This window comes from Kribbella sp. CA-253562 (assembly GCF_050942265.1).
Taxonomy (GTDB): domain Bacteria; phylum Actinomycetota; class Actinomycetes; order Propionibacteriales; family Kribbellaceae; genus Kribbella.
Genome location: NZ_CP192049.1, coordinates 4,950,640 through 4,968,401 on the forward strand (window position 1 = coordinate 4,950,640; position 17,762 = coordinate 4,968,401).

Genomic DNA, 17,762 nt, shown 5'->3' on the forward strand with positions numbered 1-17,762 from the left:
TCAAGCACTGCACGTCACTGCTGTTCGATAGCCGTTTCTCCACACCTGAGGGCAGTTGGTGGAGGATCCTCCACTGACTGCCCCTCAGGTCTCATGCCACTGGGCTCTCCAGGAGCTCGACGTACCCATCGGTGCCGTGGACGCGGATCCGCTGGCCGTCCTGGATCAGCCGAGTGGCCTGGTCCACGCCCACGACGGCCGGCAGGCCGTACTCGCGGGCGATGACCGCGCCATGGGTCATCAGGCCGCCCACCTCCGTCACCAGCCCCGTGATGCCGACGAACAGGGGCGACCAGCTCGGATCGGTGAAGGCCGTGACCAGGATGTCGCCCGGTTCCAGGTCGGCCTTCGCGAGGTCGAGGATGACGCGGGCTCTGCCCTCGATGGTTCCGGCCGACACCGGCAGACCGACCAGCGCACCGGCCGGTACGTCGTCGCGCCGGTACGCGCCGTTGATCGCCTCGCCGTCGGAGGTGAGCACGCGGGGCGGCGTGAGCGACTGGTAGGAGCGGAACGCGTCCTTGCGTTCCTGGACGAGGTGGCCATCCACCTCGTGGGTGCGCACGACCTCGTGCAGCTCCTGGAAGGTGAGGTAGAAGATGTCCTCCTGGTCCGGAAGCACACCTGCCCGCACGAGGCGCTCGGCCTCTCCCAGCAGGGCCTGCTTGTAGACGAAGTACCGGCTGATCAGGTTGTACTTCGGGTACTCGCGATAGCCGATGAAGGTCCGGACCCGGTCGATCATCCGTTCGGTCTCGGCGGCCTTCTGCTCCCCGTCCGGCAGGGCCCGCAGGCGTTCCAGCACGTCCTGCCGGAACGCCAGCGCCTTCTGCCGACCCTGCTCGAACCGCTGCTGGGCGGCTCCCGGCTCGAAGAGCTTGACGTTGTCGAGGATCAGCGGCACGAGCGTGGACGGGCTTTCGCTCCACCGCGGCCGGGTGATGTCGATCTCGCCGGCGCAGCGCATGCCGTACCGGTCGAGGTAGGCCTGGATCGCGTCACGCGCCGCGGCTCCGCCCTCGTACTTCGGCAGCTCGTCCAGGAAATCGTCGTTGTCGACGCCCTGGAGGAACGCCAGCACCTCCGGAAACGGGCGGATCGCGTCGGCGACGTCGAGCAGGTCCAGGCCCATTTCCGACGTGATGTTGTGCGGCGCGGACAGCGTCAGCGTGTCAGCCGCGTTCTTCTCCCCCAGCCACTCCTGCAGGTGGTCGTTGAGCCACCAGGTGGCGTCCATCCCGGCCATGATCGCCTGCATGCTCACCGGATCGCCGAGGATTCGTTTGTGCTCCTGGAAAGCCTCCAGCAAGAAGTCGAACAGCGCCGGTCCGGTCAACGGTGCGATGGCGTCCCGTAACGCGTCGGTGGTGGCCCGACTGCGCTCGACCAGCTCGGTGACAATCGCCGGATCGGTCTCGATCGGCGCCGGCGCGGACGCGCCGCCGGCCGGCGGTCCGGCGGGCGCCGCGTCGGGCACGGGCGTGATGAAGTCGCCGCGGTCCAGCACCGTTTCCAGAGCGTCCCGGATCAGCGGATCGGCGCGTCCGACGAGATCGAGGAATCCGGGGCGGACCGCCGCCGAAGCCAGCCGCGCGGTCGCGTCGACGAACAGCCGCCCGGCGGCCTCGTACATCGGCGCCATCGCCGTCAGCTGCCACATCGAGACGCCGAGGGGCCTCATCGCGTCGGTCATCATCTGCTGGTGGCCGACGGACAAGAAGACCTGGTTGCCCTGGTCACCGGTCTGCGGGACGGGGAACAGCGTCGTGATCGGCCGGCTCTGGACGATCTGGAAGTCGTCGTCGACCAGACACCACTCGATGTCCTGGGGGCGGCCGAAGTGCGCCTCGATCCGCCGACCGAGCCGCACGAGCCGGACGACCTGCTCGTCGGTCAGTGCGGGCTGCTCCTGCCGCTCCGGGTCGATCGCCACCTCCTGGGTCCCGCCGGTCGGCCGCGCCTGGACGGCGAGCTGCTTGGCAGCGATCGTCCTCGCGACGACTTCGCCGTCGCGCACCGTGAACACGTCGGGGTTCACCAGACCGGAGACCAGTGCCTCACCGAGGCCGAAGCCGGCGTCCACGGTGGCGACCTTCCGGTTGCCCGAGACGGGATCGGCCGTGAACAGGATGCCGGCCGCTTGCGAGAACACCATCTGCTGCACGACGACGGCCATGTGGATCTTGCGGTGGTCGAAGCCGTTCCGCAGCCGGTAGGTCACGGCTCGCTCGGTGAACAGCGAGGCCCAGCAGCGGCCGATGTGCTGGAGGATCGCCGTCGGGCCCACGATGTTGAGGTACGTGTCCTGCTGGCCCGCGAACGACGCCGTCGGCAGGTCCTCCGCCGTCGCACTGGACCGCACGGCGTACGCCGCGTGCTCGCCGAAACGCCCGACCGCGTCGGTCACCGCCGCCGCCAGCTCGCCGGGAACCGCCATCGCTTCGATGGCCTGACGGATCTCCGCGCTGAGGATGCGGATCCCGTCCCGGTCGTCCGCGGTCAGCCGCGACAGCGCGGCCAGCCGGTCGTCGATCGACGGCGCGTCGGCCAGCGTCCGCCGGAACGCCTCCGTCGTCACGCAGAACCCCGCCGGAACGCGAACGCCCTCGATCCGCGACAACTCGCCCAGGTGCGCACCCTTGCCCCCGGCAACAGCCGCTGACGACCGGTCGATCTCGTTCAGAGTCAGTACGTACACGCAGGGTCCCCATTCCACAGGTGATGGCATCGATCGACGATTGTGCGCCACCACCCGGGCCTTGCCGCAAGCCCACCAGTACGCTATAACCTGTAAATGCAGGGAGATCCGTCTCCCTGCATTCTGCTGTCGGGCTCCTGCCGTGCGTCGTGGCTCACCGGGGGAAAACCGCCTGGTAGTCCCGGCTGACGTGGTGGACCTTGCGGTAGCCCAGGGTCCCGAGCACCACCGCCGCGACCACAGCGGCGACGACACCGATCACCGTTCGCGCCGTGTGCCCCGCGCCCATCGCCTGACCGACCACCGCGGCCAGTACGCCGGTGACGACCGCGTCGACCACACCGACGATGAGCGGCGACCCCGACAGCCAGTGCGTGACGCCGACCCGGTTGCGAAAGGCGTAGGTCTGCATCAGGCCGGGCTTGTCGTCGTGATGACTCGCCACGAAGTACGGCTCCAGCTCCGGCGCCAGCTCGATGTAGGCGTGCCGCAGCCGGTTCATCCCGATCACCAGCCAGGCGTCCTCGACGTCCGCCTCGATCAGCCGGAAGAACGTGCCCAGCCCGATCAGCAGCACCACCGGCAGGATCAGCATCGCGAACGTCTGGAACCCCGAGCCGAAACCGGTCGCGTTCGCCACCAGCGACAGCGCGATGACCGCCGCCGACAGCACGGTCAGATACGTGCCGGTCCGGCTGAAGATCTCGCTCCACGTCATGCTGCGGGTGGCCAGCAGACTCCAGTGCTCGGTGACCAGGAACTGCACATGCGGGCTACCACTGACGTCGACACCGTCCATCGACACCGGCGGCCGCCCCGGCGGCTGCTGCCTCATCCGCTCTCCCCCTGTTCGCGTCGACCCTGTGGGAGCCGTTCACCGACGACCCAGCTCAGACCATACGCCGGTAACAGCCGGGAGAAGACTCTCCTTGCCTTTGCTTTCGGCCCCCATCACCGCTGCGATCGACCAGGGCGCCGGACCGGGAAATACACGCCGTATCGCTCGTCACGGATCTCGGCGAGCGGTACGAACCGCAGGGCGGTGGACTGACCGACGGTTCGGTAGGTGCCGGTCCGCCACCAGCTGTGGTGCCGTTCGCGATCAGGTGTCAGGAACGACGACGGGTCAGCCGGGTCGCCGGACAGCGTCGTCTCCACGTCGGTCAGGCCGGCCAGGACGATGGGGCCGTCGAGCACCGCCACGTGGTCCGGCCGATCGGGCAGCGCCACCGTGCTCAGCCCCGACGGGATCGTCAGCCGGATCTGTTGGCCGCTCCACACCTGCGACAACACGATCCAGCCGTCCAGGGCCTCGCCCCGGCAGCTCTTCCCGTCGATCTCCACGTCCGGCGATCCGGCGCACCACAGCGGCAGCCTCAGCCGGAGCTCGAAGGCGGTCGGCCGCTCGCACCGTACGCCGACGACGTAAACGCGTTGGTCGGGGCGCCGGGGCGGCAACGGCCGGGCGGCGAGTTCCTGGATTCCGGCCGCACCGTGCCAGGTCTGCCGCTGCCCGAGCGCGACACCGTGATCGGTGTCCGTGGCGATCGTCAGTTCGACCCGGCCACCGAACAGGTCCGGCCACGCGACAGTCGATTCGACGTACTGGCTGATCGAGATCCCGGCCTCGTCGACGTGGACAGCGGCCTCGTCGACCGACGCGTGCGCCTGCAGCAGCGTGCCGTGACAGCACCAGAAGTCCTGCGTCGGCCGTCCCCACTGTTTGCGGCTGCCAGGTTCGAGCGGCAGGAAGTACGCCGGCATGCCGGTGTCCGGGTGCTGCTGGGCCCAGATCCCGTTGACCAGGTTCCGTTCCCAGTGGTCGGCATAGCGCTGCTCGCCGGTCCACCGGAACAGCGTCGCGGCGAGCCGCATCAGGTTGTACACCAGGCAGTGCTCCTGGACCGCGTGCAGACGGGCCGACTGCCGTCCCGCCGGTTGCCAGACCTCACCGCAACTGCTGCCACCCGTGCAATAGGTTCCCCGCGCGTCCACCGCCGACTCCCAGAACGCCTCGACGATGTCCCGCCATCGCGCCTGCCCGGTGACCTCCCACAGCCGTGCGGCGCCGAGAACCTCGGCGACGTGGGTGTTGGCGTGCTTGTTGGTCAGTACGTCGACGCCGGCCAGCAGCGGCTCGAAGAATCGTCGTCGGTCGTACCGTTCGATCAGGTCCGCGGCGCGCTCGTCGCCGGTGTACGCGAGCAGGTCGGCCCAGCTCTCGAGCATGCCACCGGTCTCCCGGTCGAGCACGTCGTCCAGTTGCTCCCGGGACAGTCGGGCGGTCCACTCGTGAAACCACTCGGCGAACGCCGACGCGATCGCGAGGGCCTCCTCGTTGCCCGCGATCCGGTACTGGTCGAGCAGCCCCATCAACGTCTTGTGAACGACGTAGTGCGGCGCCCACACCTGGCCGCCGGCGACCAGGCGCTCGAAGGACGCGGGAGCGACGGATCCCACCCAGCGCCCGCCGTTGGCACGCTGGCAGGCTGCCAGTTCACCGACCACCACGGCAGCCCGCGCCGCCACCTCGCGGTCGTGCAGGCCGACCCGTGCCGCGGCGGACAACCAATGACCGAGCACATGACCACGCAGATCGGAAGTGATCGACTCCCAACCCCAGTGCCAGGACTCCGGACCGTCGGGCGACGTGGCGCCCACTGTGGTGCCCCACGACCCGGAGTAGCTCCACAGCCCCGCTTGGGCCCGGTACGGACGCAGGAGATTGTCCGGATCAAGGCTGCGCAGGTAGCGCGTGTTCAGCAACCAGCGGTCCTTGACCGGCCCCTCGGTCAGGGTCGTTCGTCCACCCGTCTCCCGCACGGTACGCAGCCGGCCCGCGACGGACTCGTTCACCAGCACTCATGCTCCGATCGACCCTCGCGCTGTCCGGGACCGGCCGGGATTCGGCCGGTCCCGGACGCGACTACTTCGGTACCTTGTCGTACGCCGTCTGCTGGATCTCGAGGTAGCGCTGGAGGCCGAGGCCCTCGAGGCCCTTGACGTAGGCGTCCCAGTCGCTGTCGATGTTCTTCGAGCCGGTGACGAACTGCAGGGAGTTCTGCTGGATGTAGTTCTCGAGGTTGGTCTGCAGAGTCGCCACCTCACTGGCCAGCGACGGGTCGATCCACACCTTCCAGAACGGGTAGATCTGCGCCTTGTCCTCCTTGCCGGCGTACAGCTTGGTGGCCTCGAACAGCTTGCGCTCATACCCAGGCTGCGACTGGATGTCGGTGTCGATCACCTCGGAGTTCCGGAACTTCGCGGTGTTGTTGTACTGCGCCAGCGCGCCCCACCCGGAGTTCCGCGGCTTCGAACCGGGCTTCAGCGGAATCTGCTTGAAGCTCGGCGTCAGCGACTTGTCGAGCGCCACGTCACCAGGACCGGGCTTGGTCCAGGCCTTGCCCTCGGAACCGAACTGCCCGTTCCGCTGGCCCTCGTCGGTGAAGATGTAGTCGAGCATCTTGATCGCCTGGATCTGCTCCTCCGGTGTGGCCTTCGACGTCAGGACGAACGTGGCGCCGGGAATGCTCGGGAAGACGTAGCTGGCGTAGTTCGCGCCACTCGGACCGGTCAGCGGCGGTACCGCGTTGTACTGCTTGTCCCGCCCGTCGGCCGAACCGACGGTGACGAAGATGCCCGAGTGCATGACGGTGCCCGCGCCGAGAATGACCGAGCCGCCGTGGTTGCCCTGCTGCTGCATCGCGTCCGGGTTCTGCGTGAAGGCGCCTTTGTCGATCAGGCCTTCTTTGTAGAGCGAGTTGATGTACCGCAGGCCTTCGCGCCAGCCGTCCTTGTTCGCCTGGAGGTCGACCTTGCCGTCGTTGAGAACCAGTGTGGTGTTGTTGCCGCCACTGTTGTTCTGCCCTTGTGGGTCGTAGATGAAGGCGTTCATGAGATACGGGAGGAGGCTGTCGCGGACGTTCGCGCTGAGCGGGATCTCGTCGGCCTTGCCGTTGCCGTTCGGGTCCTGGGTCTTGAACGCCTGGAGCACCTTGCGCAGGTCCTCGGTGGTCTTCGGCTGCTCGAGCCCCAGCTTCTTCAGCCACGCCGAGTTCATCCACAGCTTGTTCGGGTACGAACAGTGGAAGCAGTCCACCCACTGCGGCATCCCGTAGATCTTTCCGTCCGGCGCGGTCGCCATCGCCTTCCACTCCGGCGTGGAGTCCAGCGCCTTCTTGATGTTCGGCGCGTACTGGTCGATCAGCTGGTTCAGCGGTACGACGACACCCTGATTTCCCAGCTTCAGCAGGTCCGCCGTCGAGAACTGGTCGACCCAGGGGATGAGCAGGTACAGATCGGGATAGTCGCCGCTGGCCAGCGAGATCTGCCGCTTTTCCTTGGCGGGGCCGCCGTCGTACGTGGTGGTCTGCCACTTGACGGTGATGTTGAGCTTCTGCTTCACCAGCTTGGTGAAATCGTTGGTCGCCAGGTTCGTATCGGCCGACTGCGGTGCGAACACATCGAGGGTGACCGCGGGATTCCCGGTGATGGTCGGCAGCGGCTTGCTCTGTGGGTCCTCGGAGTCGCCACCGCTACAGGCCGCGAGTACAAGGGCCAGGGCGGTCACGCCGGCGATCGCGGCATACCTGGGCTTTCTGAGCTGTACAGACATAAGTCCCTCACAGGGGTCGAGGTGATGCGGAGGATCAGCCCTTCACGGCGCCGATCATGATTCCCTTGGTGAAGTAGCGCGCGACGAACGGATAGATGAGCAGCACCGGCACGCTGGCCACGACGATCAGCGAGTACTTGAGCAGATCGGCCAGTTGCTGGCGCTGCAGGACAACAGACGCGTCGACGGCCCCGCCGCCGGTCGTGTTGAGGATCAGGATGTTGCGCAGGACGAGCTGCAGCGGGAACAGATCCGGGCTCTTCAGGTAGATCAGGGCGTCGAAGTAGGAGTTCCACTGCATGATCGCGTACATCAGCGCGACCACCGCGATCATCGGTTTGGCCAGCGGGATCACCACCGACCACAGGAACCGCAGATCGCCGCAGCCGTCGAGCTGGGCGGCCTCGACCAGTTCGTCGGGAATCGTGGTCCGCAGGTAGGTCCGGGCGATGATGACCTGCCAGACGCCGATCGCCTGGGGGATGATCAGCGCCCACCGGGTGTCGAGCAGGCCGGCCGACTGGACCACCAGGTACGTCGGGATCAGGCCGCCGGTGAACAGCATCGTGAACAGGATCGCGGTCATCACCACGTTGCGGCCGACCAGCGTCCGGCGCGACATCGGGTAGGCGATCGCGAGCGTCATCGTGACGCTGACGATCGTGCCGGCGACGGTGTAGAACAACGAGTTCAGGTACCCCTGGACGATCTGCGGGTTCTGGAACACCGCGTGGTACCCGCGCAGCGAGAACTCCACCGGCCAGAACAGCACCCGGCCGGACGACACCGCCTCAGGGCTGCTGAACGAGCTCGCCAGGATGTACAGCAGCGGTGCCAGGACCACCACCAGGAACACCGTCAGCAGCAGATAGACACAGAACAGGAAGATGCGGTCCGTGCGCGGCTCGCGGATCCGGCGAGCCCGCTCCGCGCGGCGCTCGGCCCTCTTGCCCAGCACCGTCGTGGTCCCACTGCGAGCGCTCATGACCATAGTCCGTTTCCGGTGATCCGCTTGGCCACGACGTTGACCGCCAGCAGCAGGACAAGGTTGATCACCGAGTTGAAGAGCCCGACCGCGGTGGCCATGCTGAAGTCCGCGTTCAGCAGACCCGTCTTGTAGACGTAGGTCGCGATGATTTCCGACTGGCTCAGGTTGAGTGGATTCTGGAACAGGAAGGCCTTCTCGAAGCCGATCGCCATGATGTTGCCGACAGCAAGCACAAGGATGATCACCGCCGTCGGCATGATGCCCGGCAGGTCGACGTGCCGGATCCGCTGCAGCCGGCTGGCACCGTCGATCCGGGCCGACTCGTGCAGGGCGGGATCGATCCCGGCCAGCGCGGCCAGGTAGATGACCGCGGAGTACCCGGTGGTCTGCCAGACGTCGGACCAGACGTAGATGTGGCGGAAGTAGTCCGGCTCCCCGAGGAAGTCGATCGCCGGCACCCCGAAGAATCCCAGGCCCTCGTTGACGATGCCGAGCCGCGGCGACAGCACCAGGATCGTCATCGACACGACCACAACGGTCGAGATGAAGTACGGCGCGTACGTCACCAGCTGCACGCTCCGCTTGAACAGGCCGTTGCGGATCTCGTTCAGCGCCAGCGCCAGGATGATCGCGATCGGGAAACTCGCCGCCACCGTGTAGACCGAGAGCAGGAAGGTGTTCTTCACCAGAGTCCAGAACACCGGGTTCTGGAAGAACAGCTCGAAGTTCCTCCAGCCGATCCACGGGCTGCCCCAGATGCCCTTGGTCACGTTGAAGTTCTTGAACGCCAGCACGGCGTTCGCCATCGGGATGTACTTGAAGACGCCGAACCAGATCAGCGGTACGACCATCAGCAGGTAGAGCGTCCAGTGCCGCTGGAAGCTGCGCCGCAGCCCTTTGATGCCCGGGCGTTCCCGGCGCCGTCGCCGCGGCCGGACCGGTTCCTCGCCGGCCGGGGGCCGGACAGTGGTCAGGGTAGCCATCAGATCTCCTCGTCCGTGCCGGCGGTCACGTCGAACTCACCCGGTGCCCGGCATCCGCGGTCAGCCGGACCGTCACCCGGTCGTCGCCGCGGCGTACCACGCGTTCCTGGTCCCGATCGGCCGTCAGCACCGCCTCGACGCCGTACGGCGACCAGGTGAGGTCGACGGTGACGCCTCCGCGCGCCCGCAGACCGGTCACCCGGCCGCTCGGCCACTGCACCGGCAGCGCGGGCAGCAGCTCGATCTCCCCGGTGTGGCTCTGCAGCAACATCTCCGCGATGCCCGCGGTCGCGCCGAAGTTGCCATCGATCTGGAACGGCGGGTGGGCGCAGAACAGGTTCGGGTACACGCCCGCGCCACTGCCGGGCCGGCCGGTCGCGGAGTCGTCGGCGGGTCTGAGGAACACCTTGACCAGTCGGTGAGCCGCTTCGGCATCGCGCAACCGTGCGCGCAGGTTGATTTTCCACGCCAGCGACCAGCCCGTGGCCTCGTCCCCTCGCAGGTCCAGCGTCCGGGTGGCCGCGGCGGCCAGGTCCGGTGTTCCATCGGGCGTGATCGCGTCGCCGGGGTGAAGTCCGATCAGGTGGGACATGTGACGGTGGTGCGGGTCCTCCTCCGGCAGGTCAGCGGCCCACTCCTGGAGTTGTCCGCGGGCACCGATCGGAGGATCAGGCAACCGTTTGCGGGCAGTGGACAGCTCGGCGACGAGTGGATCGACGACGTCGAGCAGCTCCGCGGCCTGCTCGACCCGCTGGAAGAGGTCGGCGATGAGCGCCAGGTCCATCGTGGCCGACTCGGTGACCGAAGCGGGCCGGCCGTCCGGGGCGATGTAGTCGTTCTCCGGCGACGTCGACGGCGCCGTACCGAGGCTGCCGTCGGGCAGCTCGACCAGCCAGTCCAGGCAGAACTCGGCCGCTCCGCGCAGCGTCCGCCACGACCGGCCGAGGAACTCCAGATCGCCGGTGAACGCGTAGTGGTCCCACAGGTGGCGGCTCAGCCAGGCACCGGCCATCGGCCAGTTCGACCAACGCGGGTCTCCCTCGACCGGGAGCGACCAGCACCAGGCGTCGGCGTTGTGGTGCGCGGTCCAGCCACCGCACCCGTAGCGCTCGCGAGCGGTCTGGCGACCGGCCTGCGCGAGCTCGCCGATGTACCGCAGCAGCGGCTCGTGACACTGCGACAAGTTGGTGGTCTCGGCCGGCCAGTAGTTCATCTCGGTGTTGATGTTGATCGTGAAGTTCGAACTCCACGGCGGCCGCAGGATGTCGTTCCAGATGCCCTGCAACGTGGTCGGCAGACCGCCGGGCCGCGAGCTCGCGACCATCAGGTAGCGGCCGTAGTTGAACACCAGCGCGGCCAAGGCGGGATCCTCGGCGTCGACCGCTCGCGCGACCCGCTGATCGGTCGGCAGCTCCGACAGCTCCGCCGGCCCGGCCAGCTCGAGCGAGCCGCGACGGAACAGCCGCCGGTGGTCCTCTTGGTGAGCAGCTTCGAGTACGCCGTAGTCGCGGTCGATGGACGCGAGCACGACCTGGTCCGCGGCGAGCAGGCACTCTTCGGCGGTCCGCGTCGGCGCCGCGAACGGACCGTCGTACCCGGTCGCCGTCGACAGCAGCACCGTGACTTCGCTGGCCCCGTCGACGACCAGCTCGGACTCGCTCGCCCCGAGTTCGCCATCGCTGGTCACCCGCAGAGCGACCGCGGCCGCCATCCCCCGATCGGCACCGTCGGAGTACCGGACCGGCTCCGGTACGTCGCGGTGCGGTGGCGCGACGTCCGCCGGCGCCTGCAGCAACAAACCGAGTCCGCCCTCCACTGCTCGAGGCCGCGACTGCAACTGCGAGGCGAGCCTGCACGTCAGTCCCAGTACGGGCTCCGACGCGGTCGTCCGATGAACCAGTACGCCGTCCGGCGCGCTGACGAACGTCTCCTGCCGGATCACCACTCCCCCGACCTCGTACTGCGACCAGGCCACCGCGGCGTCGAGATCCAGTTCGCGCCGGTACGACGTGACGTCACCGGCCGCCGGCACGACGCCATCTATGCGCGTCTCCAGCAGCAGATCGCCCAGCGGCAGATAGGCCTGGCAGTAGCCGGAGTGGAATCCGCGGGCCAACTCGTGCGCCCTGCGCAGGTCACCCGCCCGCATCGCGTCCCGTACCGCCTGCACAGCCTCACCGCCGGTCGCACCGAGCGGAGTCGCGAGCAACCGCGCCGTCTCCGGGCCGCCCGACCACAGCGTTTCGTCGTTCAGTCCGATCCGATCGCTGCCGACGCCGCCGAAACACATCGCGCCGATCCGGCCGTTGCCGAGCGGCAGCGCTTCCAGCCACGAGGCCGCAGGCCGGTCGTACCACAACCGCTGCGTGCCGACGCGGTCCGAGCTCACCAGGTTGCCCATACCGAAACCCTCCGTCTTGGCGACGAGGTATTGATCCCATGATTTTCCCGGATCGTAGCGCTCGGTCTCTCCTTGGTCCATACTGAACGACACTTGGATTGAGCAAAGATCCCATCTATTACTGAGCTGAGGGCCCGCCATGCCACACATCACCTCGGTCGAGGTCGTTGACGTCCGCTTCCCCACCTCGCTGAACAGCGACGGATCCGACGCGATGAACAAGGACGGCGATCACTCGGCGGCCTACGTCGTCCTGCACACCGACGACCCGGCGCTGTCCGGGCACGGCTTCACCTTCACGATCGGACGCGGTAACGACCTGTGCGTGGCCGCGGCCGTGCAACGCGCACGCCCCTTGATCGGCCGGGACGTCGACGAACTGTGCGAAAACCTCGGCGGGACCTACCGGGAACTGCAGTCGGACAGCCAGCTGCGATGGCTCGGCCCGGACAAGGGGATCATCCACCTCGCCCTGGCCGCGGTGATGAACGCAGTCTGGGACCTCGCCGCCCGGCGGGCCGGCGTACCGCTGTGGCGGATGCTGTCCGACATGTCACCGGAGGAGCTGGTCGACGCCGCGGATCTGCGCTACCTGAGCGACGTACTGACGCCCGAGCAGGCCGTCACCCTGCTCGACCGCCAACTTGGGGGCCGAAAGCAACGAATCGAAGAGCTCGCGGAGTCCGGCTATCCCTGCTACACCACCTCGGCGGGCTGGCTCGGGTACTCCGACGACAAGCTGCGCAGGCTGTCCGAGGAAGCCGTTGCCGCGGGCTACAAACACGTCAAGCTCAAGGTGGGCGCCGTTCTGGACGACGACATCCGGCGGTGCGGGATCGCGCGCGAGGTCCTGGGCCCCGACGGCCACCTGATGATCGACGCGAACCAGGTGTGGGACGTGCCGGAGGCGATCGAGTGGGTGAAGGCGCTGGCCGAGTTCGAGCCGTTGTGGATCGAGGAGCCGACCAGCCCGGACGACATCCTCGGCCACGCCGCGATCCGCAAGGCCATCGCACCCATCGGTGTCGCCACCGGCGAGCACGGGATGAACCGCGTGCTGTTCAAGCAGTTGTTCCAGGCGGGCGCCATCGACTACTGCCAGCTCGATGCGGCCCGTCTCGGCAGCGTCAACGAGGTGCTCGCGGTCTACCTGCTCGCCGCGTCGTTCGACGTACCGGTCTGCCCGCACGCCGGCGGGGTGGGCCTGTGCGAGCTGGTCCAGCACCTCGCGGTCTTCGACTACGTCGCGGTGTCCGGCAGCCTCGACCGCCGGGTCACCGAGTACGTCGACCACCTGCACGAGCACTTCGTCGATCCGTGTGTGGTCCGCGACGGTGCATACGTGCTGCCGACCGCGCCGGGCTACAGTGCCGAGATGCACAGGCAGTCACTTCAGACCTACCGGTTTCCGGGCGGCACCTACTGGGCTGAGCGCGCGGAACGGGATCCGCTCCCGTGACCGCCAAGCCGGCCGAGAGGGCGCGCAAACCCGGCGTCTCGCAGACCGACGTCGTGGTGCAGAGCGTCCGGCAGATGATCATCGACGGCCGGCTGCGCTCGGGCGACCGGCTGCCGATCGAGAAGGAGCTCGCGGCGGCGCTGGGCGTGTCCCGGAACGCCCTGCGCGAAGGGGTTCGCGCGCTGTCGATGATGGGCGTCCTGGAGACCCGGCAAGGTGACGGCACCTACGTCACCACGCTGGACCCGTCGATGCTGCTGGCCCCGATGGGCTTCGTCGTCGACCTGCAGGACGGCACCGGCACGCACCACCTGCACGCCGTCCGGCGGATGCTGGAGACCGAGGCCGCCGCCTCCGCGGCGCGGCAGATCGGGCCGGCCGAGCTCGACGCGGCCGCCGAGCTGCTGCGCCTCAACGAGGCCGAACTGCGCCGGGCGGACCCGAACCACGAAGCCGTGATCGAGAACGACATCGCCTTCCACGCGATCATCGCCGACGCGGCCCGCAATCCCGTCCTGGCGGCGCTGATCAACGCGCTCGGTGGACGCACGATGCGCGACCGGCTGCGACGCTCGATCACCCAGCCCGGCGCCGACGAGACCGCTCACCGCGAACACCTCTCGATCCTGGCCGCACTCACCACCCACGATCCGGATCGGGCCCGCACCCGGATGGCGGCCCACCTGTTCACGGTGGAGGACTACCTGCTCGAGACCCAACGACGTGCACCCGACCCCGAAACGGAACCGGTGGATGAACTCACTGCGCTGGAGCACTCCTGACCTGTCCCTGACCTTCACCCTCGACGACGGCCCGGTGCGGTTGGTCGCCGTACACTGCGGCGCCGACCCCGGGACCGCTGATCCTGATCTTGGTCAGCCGCTGGTCGAGGCCTCTGCCGTCGGTCACGGCCTCGCGCCGAGTACCTACCGGCATGTCGACACCGTGCTCGGAGCGCGGTTGCGGTATGTGAGCCACGACGAGTCCGAGGCAACGCTGCGCATCGTCCAGGAGGACGCCGAGACAGGGCTACGCGTCGTCAGCGTCTTCGAGGCCGGCGCCGGCGTGCGGGCCTGGTCCGAAGCGTCGATGACGGGTCCCGGCGCGCTCGAGCTCACCTTCTTGTCGTCGCTGGTCGTCGGCCTCGCGTCGGTCGACGCCGACCTGCACTGCGCGGCGAACAGCTGGATGGCCGAAAGCCGATGGTCGGTCCGATCGTTGCGCGCCGAGGCGCTGGCGTCGATCGTCAGCGAGGGACATCGGCACGTCGCGAGGAGTCGGCACGCAGTGACCAGCGTCGGCTCGTGGTCCAGCGGCGAATGGCTGCCGGTCGGCGTACTGGTCGACCGGGAGACGCCGTCCGCGCTCGGCTGGCAGATCGAGCACAACGGGCCGTGGCACTACGAGCTCGGCGAGACCAGGCGCGGCGGTTACCTGCTGCTGAGCGGGCCGACCGATCAGGAGCACCAGTGGAGTGCCGAGGTCACCGCCGACAGGCCGTTCACCACCGTGCCGGTCTCGCTGGTGGCCGGGTCGGACCGGGACAGTGTGTTCGCGGCGCTCACCCGCCAGCGCCGCGCCGTACGACGCCGTCGGCCGATCGACGACCGAATGCCGGTGATCTTCAACGACTACATGAACACCCTGCTGGGTGATCCGACCACCGACAAGCTCCTGCCGTTGATCGACGCCGCCGCGGACGTCGGCGCGGACTACTTCTGCATCGACGCCGGCTGGTACGCCGAGGGCGACTGGTGGAACACCGTCGGCGCCTGGCGCCCGTCGACGACCCGCTTCCCGAACGGGCTGGCCGAAGTCCTGGAGAGGATCCACTCGCGGGGCATGGTGCCCGGCCTCTGGCTCGAGCCCGAAGTGATCGGAGTCCGCTCCCCTGTCGCCCAGGACCTGCCGGACGACGCCTTCCTCACCCGCCGCGGCATCCGCGTGGCCGAGTCCGGGCGGTACCTGCTCGACCTGCGCAACGCGGCGGCCCGCGAGCACCTCGACGCCACGGTCGACCGCTTGGTCCGCGAGTTCGGCGTCGGGTTCTTCAAGTTCGACAACAACACGATGACCGGCCCGGGCACCGACAAGGGCGGGACCTCGCTCGGCCACGGACTGCTGGAGCACAACCGCGCGCTGCTCGACTGGCTGGACGACGTCCAGGCTCGGCATCCGGAGCTGCTGATCGAGAACTGTGCCTCCGGCGCGATGCGAATGGACTACGCGATGCTGTCCCGTCTGCATCTCCAGTCGACGTCGGACCAGGAGCATCCGTTGCTCTACGCACCGATCACGGCCGCGGCACCCGCCGCCGTACTCCCGGAGCAGGCCGGCCACTGGGCGTACCCGATCGGCGGCAGCACCCGCGAGCAGTTCACCTTCGCGCTCGTCAACGGCATCCCCGGCAGGCTCTACCTGTCCGGACACCTCAACCGGATGGACGAGGCCGAGCTCGACCTCGTCCGTGCCGCACTCGCCGCCCACCGAGCGATCCTCAAGGACCTCGACTCGCTCGAGCCCGCTTGGCCCCTCGGCCTTCCCGCGTGGGACGACGAGTGGATCGCCTTGTGCCTCAACGGCCCAGCCGCGTCGTACCTGACCGTCTGGCACCGCGCTCCCGGACCGTCCACGATCACCCTCCCGCTCCCCCAGGCGGACCTCGAACCCCACTTCCCCACCGACCTCGCCGGCTGGACGTGCACGCGGACCGGCGACTCCCTCACCATCACCACCGACATTCCCGAGCCCTCCGCCCGCGTCTTCCGGCTGACTCCCGTCACTGGTCGCGGGTGACGCTGACCGACTCGACGTCGATGGTGATCGGCGCGAACTCCTGGTTCGCGACGTTGCCGTCGTCGCGCAGGTGCACCAGTCGCAAGGTGTAGAACAGGAAGCCGTCGAACACCTTCGGGTTGTGCGTGTAGTGCGCGATCGGACTACCGGTCACGTCGGGCTGGTAGTCCATCCGCCGCTGGCGGAAGGTCTCGTCGTAGTAGAAGACCTGGTCGGGGTTGTGGTTGGCGATCGAGTCCGGGAACCTGACCGCCAGCCGGCGCCAGGTCTGCCCGGCCTCGGTCCACGGAGCGATCTCCTCCGTCGTCACCTCCGGATGCGCGAACACGAACGGCGCGGTCAGGTAGTTCCAGGTGGCCGCGCTGGTGAAGTACGCGACCTGGACGGCGTCCCACGGAGTCTCGTTCTCGTACGCCGGGAACGTCGCCCGCGGGTTGTCCCGTCCGTCGACCAGCCGGTCGCCGTCCCGGATCTCGACCCGCTCGGGCGATCCGGCGGCGACCTCCAGCGACGAGATCCGGCCGGGTCCGGTGAACGGCTCGAACGTGATGAACTCGCGGCGCGGATCGAGCTGCACGGTCTGGTCGGCGTACACCTCCGGCCAGCCCTTCCAGCCCCAGAACGGGCCACCCAGAGACAGTTGGGCGGTCACCTGGTTCACCTGGGACCACTGGTCCAGGCCACCGTGCGACTCCAGTACACGCGCGAGCAGATCGTTCATGGTCTTCACGTCCTCGGGTGAGTTGCTTGACAGCGGGTCGTGCGGGATTCGGGCATCAGGAGTTTTCGACGTCGGCGAAGGCGATCCGGACGCCGCCAGTCGCCAGCTCGAACACGCTTGGAAAGAGCTCGGCGGCTTCCGGGGTCGTGACCGCGTCGCTGGCGGCGCCGTAGCCGGTGAAGTACAGATCCACCAGCCGGTACGCCGGGGTCGGCGAGCCGTCCTCCTTGGGCCAGACCCGCGACGCCTCGACCCGCTGCACGCCGGGAAGCTTGCTCGCCCGGGCGAGCAGGTCGGCGTACCCGGCTTCGAAGGACTCGGAATCGGCGGGATTGTCGAAGATGAAGGCGATCTTCGTGGGCCGGTCGGCCGGCTCCTGGACGGAGTCGGGATAGACGAGCTTCTGATCGCGCGACAAGGCTGCTTTCGCGCGTCGCGTCGGCTCGTCGACCAGGACCTCCGGCGTACCGGACTCGACCGCTTCCAAAGCGGCGACCGCGACGGCCGAGGCGGGGATCTTGGTGAGGTCGAGCGCGGCGACCAGGTCGGTGTCCACGAATCCGGCGTGCACACCGACGACCGCCGTGCCCTGGCCGGCCAGTTCCAGCCGCAGTGCGTTGCTCAGCGACCACGCGGCCGCCTTCGACGCGGAGTACGTCGCGAGGTGGTCCGCGGTCAGGAACGAGAGCATCGACAGCATGTTCACGATCGCGCCGCCGCCGTTGGTGCGCAGGACCGGTGCGAACGCCCGGCTGACCACCAGCGGGCCGAAGTAGTTGGCCTCCAGCTCGGCGCGCGCCGCGGTGATCGCGTCCGGATCCAGGGCCGCCGTACCGTGTCCGATTCCGGCGTTGTTGATGACCAGATCGACATCGGGCAGTTCACCGGCCAGCGCGACCACCCGGTCGTGGTCGGTGACGTCGAGCTGCACCGCGACCACCCGGTCCTGCTCGGGCACGGTGCTGCGGTCCCGGGCGGCGGCGTAGACCTTCGCCGCCCCGCGGGCCAGCAACTCGTCCACGAACGCGAGCCCGATACCGCGGTTCGCGCCGGTGACCAGTGCGACGGATCCTTCGATGTTCATGACGCCTCCACAGGCAC

Annotated in this window: 12 protein-coding genes; 3 read left to right on the forward strand and 9 right to left on the reverse strand. The window is 68.3% G+C overall.

Annotation, left to right across the window (positions count from 1 at the left end):
• Positions 1-91 precede the first annotated feature (91 nt).
• The 7 genes from rph to ACQPXM_RS23390 form a co-directional block, all read right to left on the reverse strand.
• Positions 92-2,698 (reverse strand): rifamycin-inactivating phosphotransferase, encoded by a 2,607-nt coding sequence (gene rph, locus ACQPXM_RS23360; protein WP_432936610.1) that lies wholly within the window; start codon positions 2,696-2,698, stop codon positions 92-94.
• 154 nt (positions 2,699-2,852) lie between these two features.
• The gene (locus ACQPXM_RS23365) at positions 2,853-3,533 is read right to left on the reverse strand and encodes a hypothetical protein (protein WP_432936613.1); all 681 of its coding nucleotides are present in this window, start codon (positions 3,531-3,533) and stop codon (positions 2,853-2,855) included.
• A gap of 116 nt (positions 3,534-3,649) precedes the next feature.
• Entirely contained in the window at positions 3,650-5,554 is a 1,905-nt protein-coding gene (locus ACQPXM_RS23370) for a beta-L-arabinofuranosidase domain-containing protein (protein ID WP_432936615.1), read from the reverse strand.
• Between the two features lie 70 nt (positions 5,555-5,624).
• Positions 5,625-7,313: an ABC transporter substrate-binding protein gene (locus ACQPXM_RS23375; RefSeq protein WP_432936617.1), complete on the reverse strand. Its 1,689-nt coding sequence runs from the start codon at positions 7,311-7,313 to the stop codon at positions 5,625-5,627.
• Between the two features lie 34 nt (positions 7,314-7,347).
• Positions 7,348-8,298, reverse strand: a complete 951-nt coding sequence (locus ACQPXM_RS23380) for a carbohydrate ABC transporter permease (protein WP_432936619.1) — start codon at positions 8,296-8,298, stop codon at positions 7,348-7,350.
• On the reverse strand, positions 8,295-9,284 hold the full coding sequence (locus tag ACQPXM_RS23385; protein ID WP_432936621.1) for an ABC transporter permease: 990 nt from the start codon (positions 9,282-9,284) through the stop codon (positions 8,295-8,297). The genes ACQPXM_RS23380 and ACQPXM_RS23385 overlap by 4 nt, the downstream gene beginning before the upstream one ends.
• 25 nt (positions 9,285-9,309) lie before the next feature.
• On the reverse strand, positions 9,310-11,685 hold the full coding sequence (locus tag ACQPXM_RS23390) for a glycoside hydrolase family 95 protein (protein WP_432936623.1): 2,376 nt from the start codon (positions 11,683-11,685) through the stop codon (positions 9,310-9,312).
• Positions 11,686-11,824: 139 nt separating this feature from the next.
• Between ACQPXM_RS23390 and ACQPXM_RS23395 the strand changes: the two genes are divergently transcribed.
• From ACQPXM_RS23395 to ACQPXM_RS23405, 3 genes are read left to right on the forward strand one after another with little or no spacing between them, the layout of a single operon-like run.
• Entirely contained in the window at positions 11,825-13,144 is a 1,320-nt protein-coding gene (locus ACQPXM_RS23395) for an L-fuconate dehydratase (protein ID WP_432936626.1), read from the forward strand.
• On the forward strand, positions 13,141-13,926 hold the full coding sequence (locus tag ACQPXM_RS23400; protein ID WP_432936628.1) for a FadR/GntR family transcriptional regulator: 786 nt from the start codon (positions 13,141-13,143) through the stop codon (positions 13,924-13,926). The genes ACQPXM_RS23395 and ACQPXM_RS23400 overlap by 4 nt, the downstream gene beginning before the upstream one ends.
• Positions 13,898-15,940: a glycoside hydrolase family 36 protein gene (locus tag ACQPXM_RS23405; protein ID WP_432936630.1), complete on the forward strand. Its 2,043-nt coding sequence runs from the start codon at positions 13,898-13,900 to the stop codon at positions 15,938-15,940. The genes ACQPXM_RS23400 and ACQPXM_RS23405 overlap by 29 nt, the downstream gene beginning before the upstream one ends.
• On the opposite strand, the gene ACQPXM_RS23410 is transcribed toward ACQPXM_RS23405, so the two are convergent.
• Both ACQPXM_RS23410 and ACQPXM_RS23415 read right to left on the reverse strand, forming a co-directional pair.
• Positions 15,924-16,661, reverse strand: coding sequence for a hypothetical protein (locus tag ACQPXM_RS23410; RefSeq protein WP_432936632.1), 738 nt, complete (start codon positions 16,659-16,661; stop codon positions 15,924-15,926). The two genes, ACQPXM_RS23405 and ACQPXM_RS23410, sit on opposite strands and share 17 nt — an antisense overlap.
• 55 nt (positions 16,662-16,716) lie before the next feature.
• The gene (locus tag ACQPXM_RS23415) at positions 16,717-17,745 is read right to left on the reverse strand and encodes an SDR family oxidoreductase (protein WP_432936634.1); all 1,029 of its coding nucleotides are present in this window, start codon (positions 17,743-17,745) and stop codon (positions 16,717-16,719) included.
• Between the last annotated feature and the right edge of the window lie 17 nt (positions 17,746-17,762).

What these genes read in the sequence shown, in the direction of transcription:
- ACQPXM_RS23365 (WP_432936613.1), bottom strand. Translation starts at nt 3,533, where the DNA reads ATGAGGCAGCAGCCGCCGGGGCGGCCGCCGGTGTCGATGGACGGTGTC.
- ACQPXM_RS23375 (WP_432936617.1), bottom strand. Translation starts at nt 7,313, where the DNA reads ATGTCTGTACAGCTCAGAAAGCCCAGGTATGCCGCGATCGCCGGCGTG.
- ACQPXM_RS23380 (WP_432936619.1), bottom strand. Translation starts at nt 8,298, where the DNA reads ATGAGCGCTCGCAGTGGGACCACGACGGTGCTGGGCAAGAGGGCCGAG.
- ACQPXM_RS23385 (WP_432936621.1), bottom strand. Translation starts at nt 9,284, where the DNA reads ATGGCTACCCTGACCACTGTCCGGCCCCCGGCCGGCGAGGAACCGGTC.
- ACQPXM_RS23390 (WP_432936623.1), bottom strand. Translation starts at nt 11,685, where the DNA reads ATGGGCAACCTGGTGAGCTCGGACCGCGTCGGCACGCAGCGGTTGTGG.
- ACQPXM_RS23395 (WP_432936626.1), top strand. Translation starts at nt 11,825, where the DNA reads ATGCCACACATCACCTCGGTCGAGGTCGTTGACGTCCGCTTCCCCACC.
- ACQPXM_RS23405 (WP_432936630.1), top strand. Translation starts at nt 13,898, where the DNA reads ATGAACTCACTGCGCTGGAGCACTCCTGACCTGTCCCTGACCTTCACC.
- ACQPXM_RS23410 (WP_432936632.1), bottom strand. Translation starts at nt 16,661, where the DNA reads ATGAACGATCTGCTCGCGCGTGTACTGGAGTCGCACGGTGGCCTGGAC.
- ACQPXM_RS23415 (WP_432936634.1), bottom strand. Translation starts at nt 17,745, where the DNA reads ATGAACATCGAAGGATCCGTCGCACTGGTCACCGGCGCGAACCGCGGT.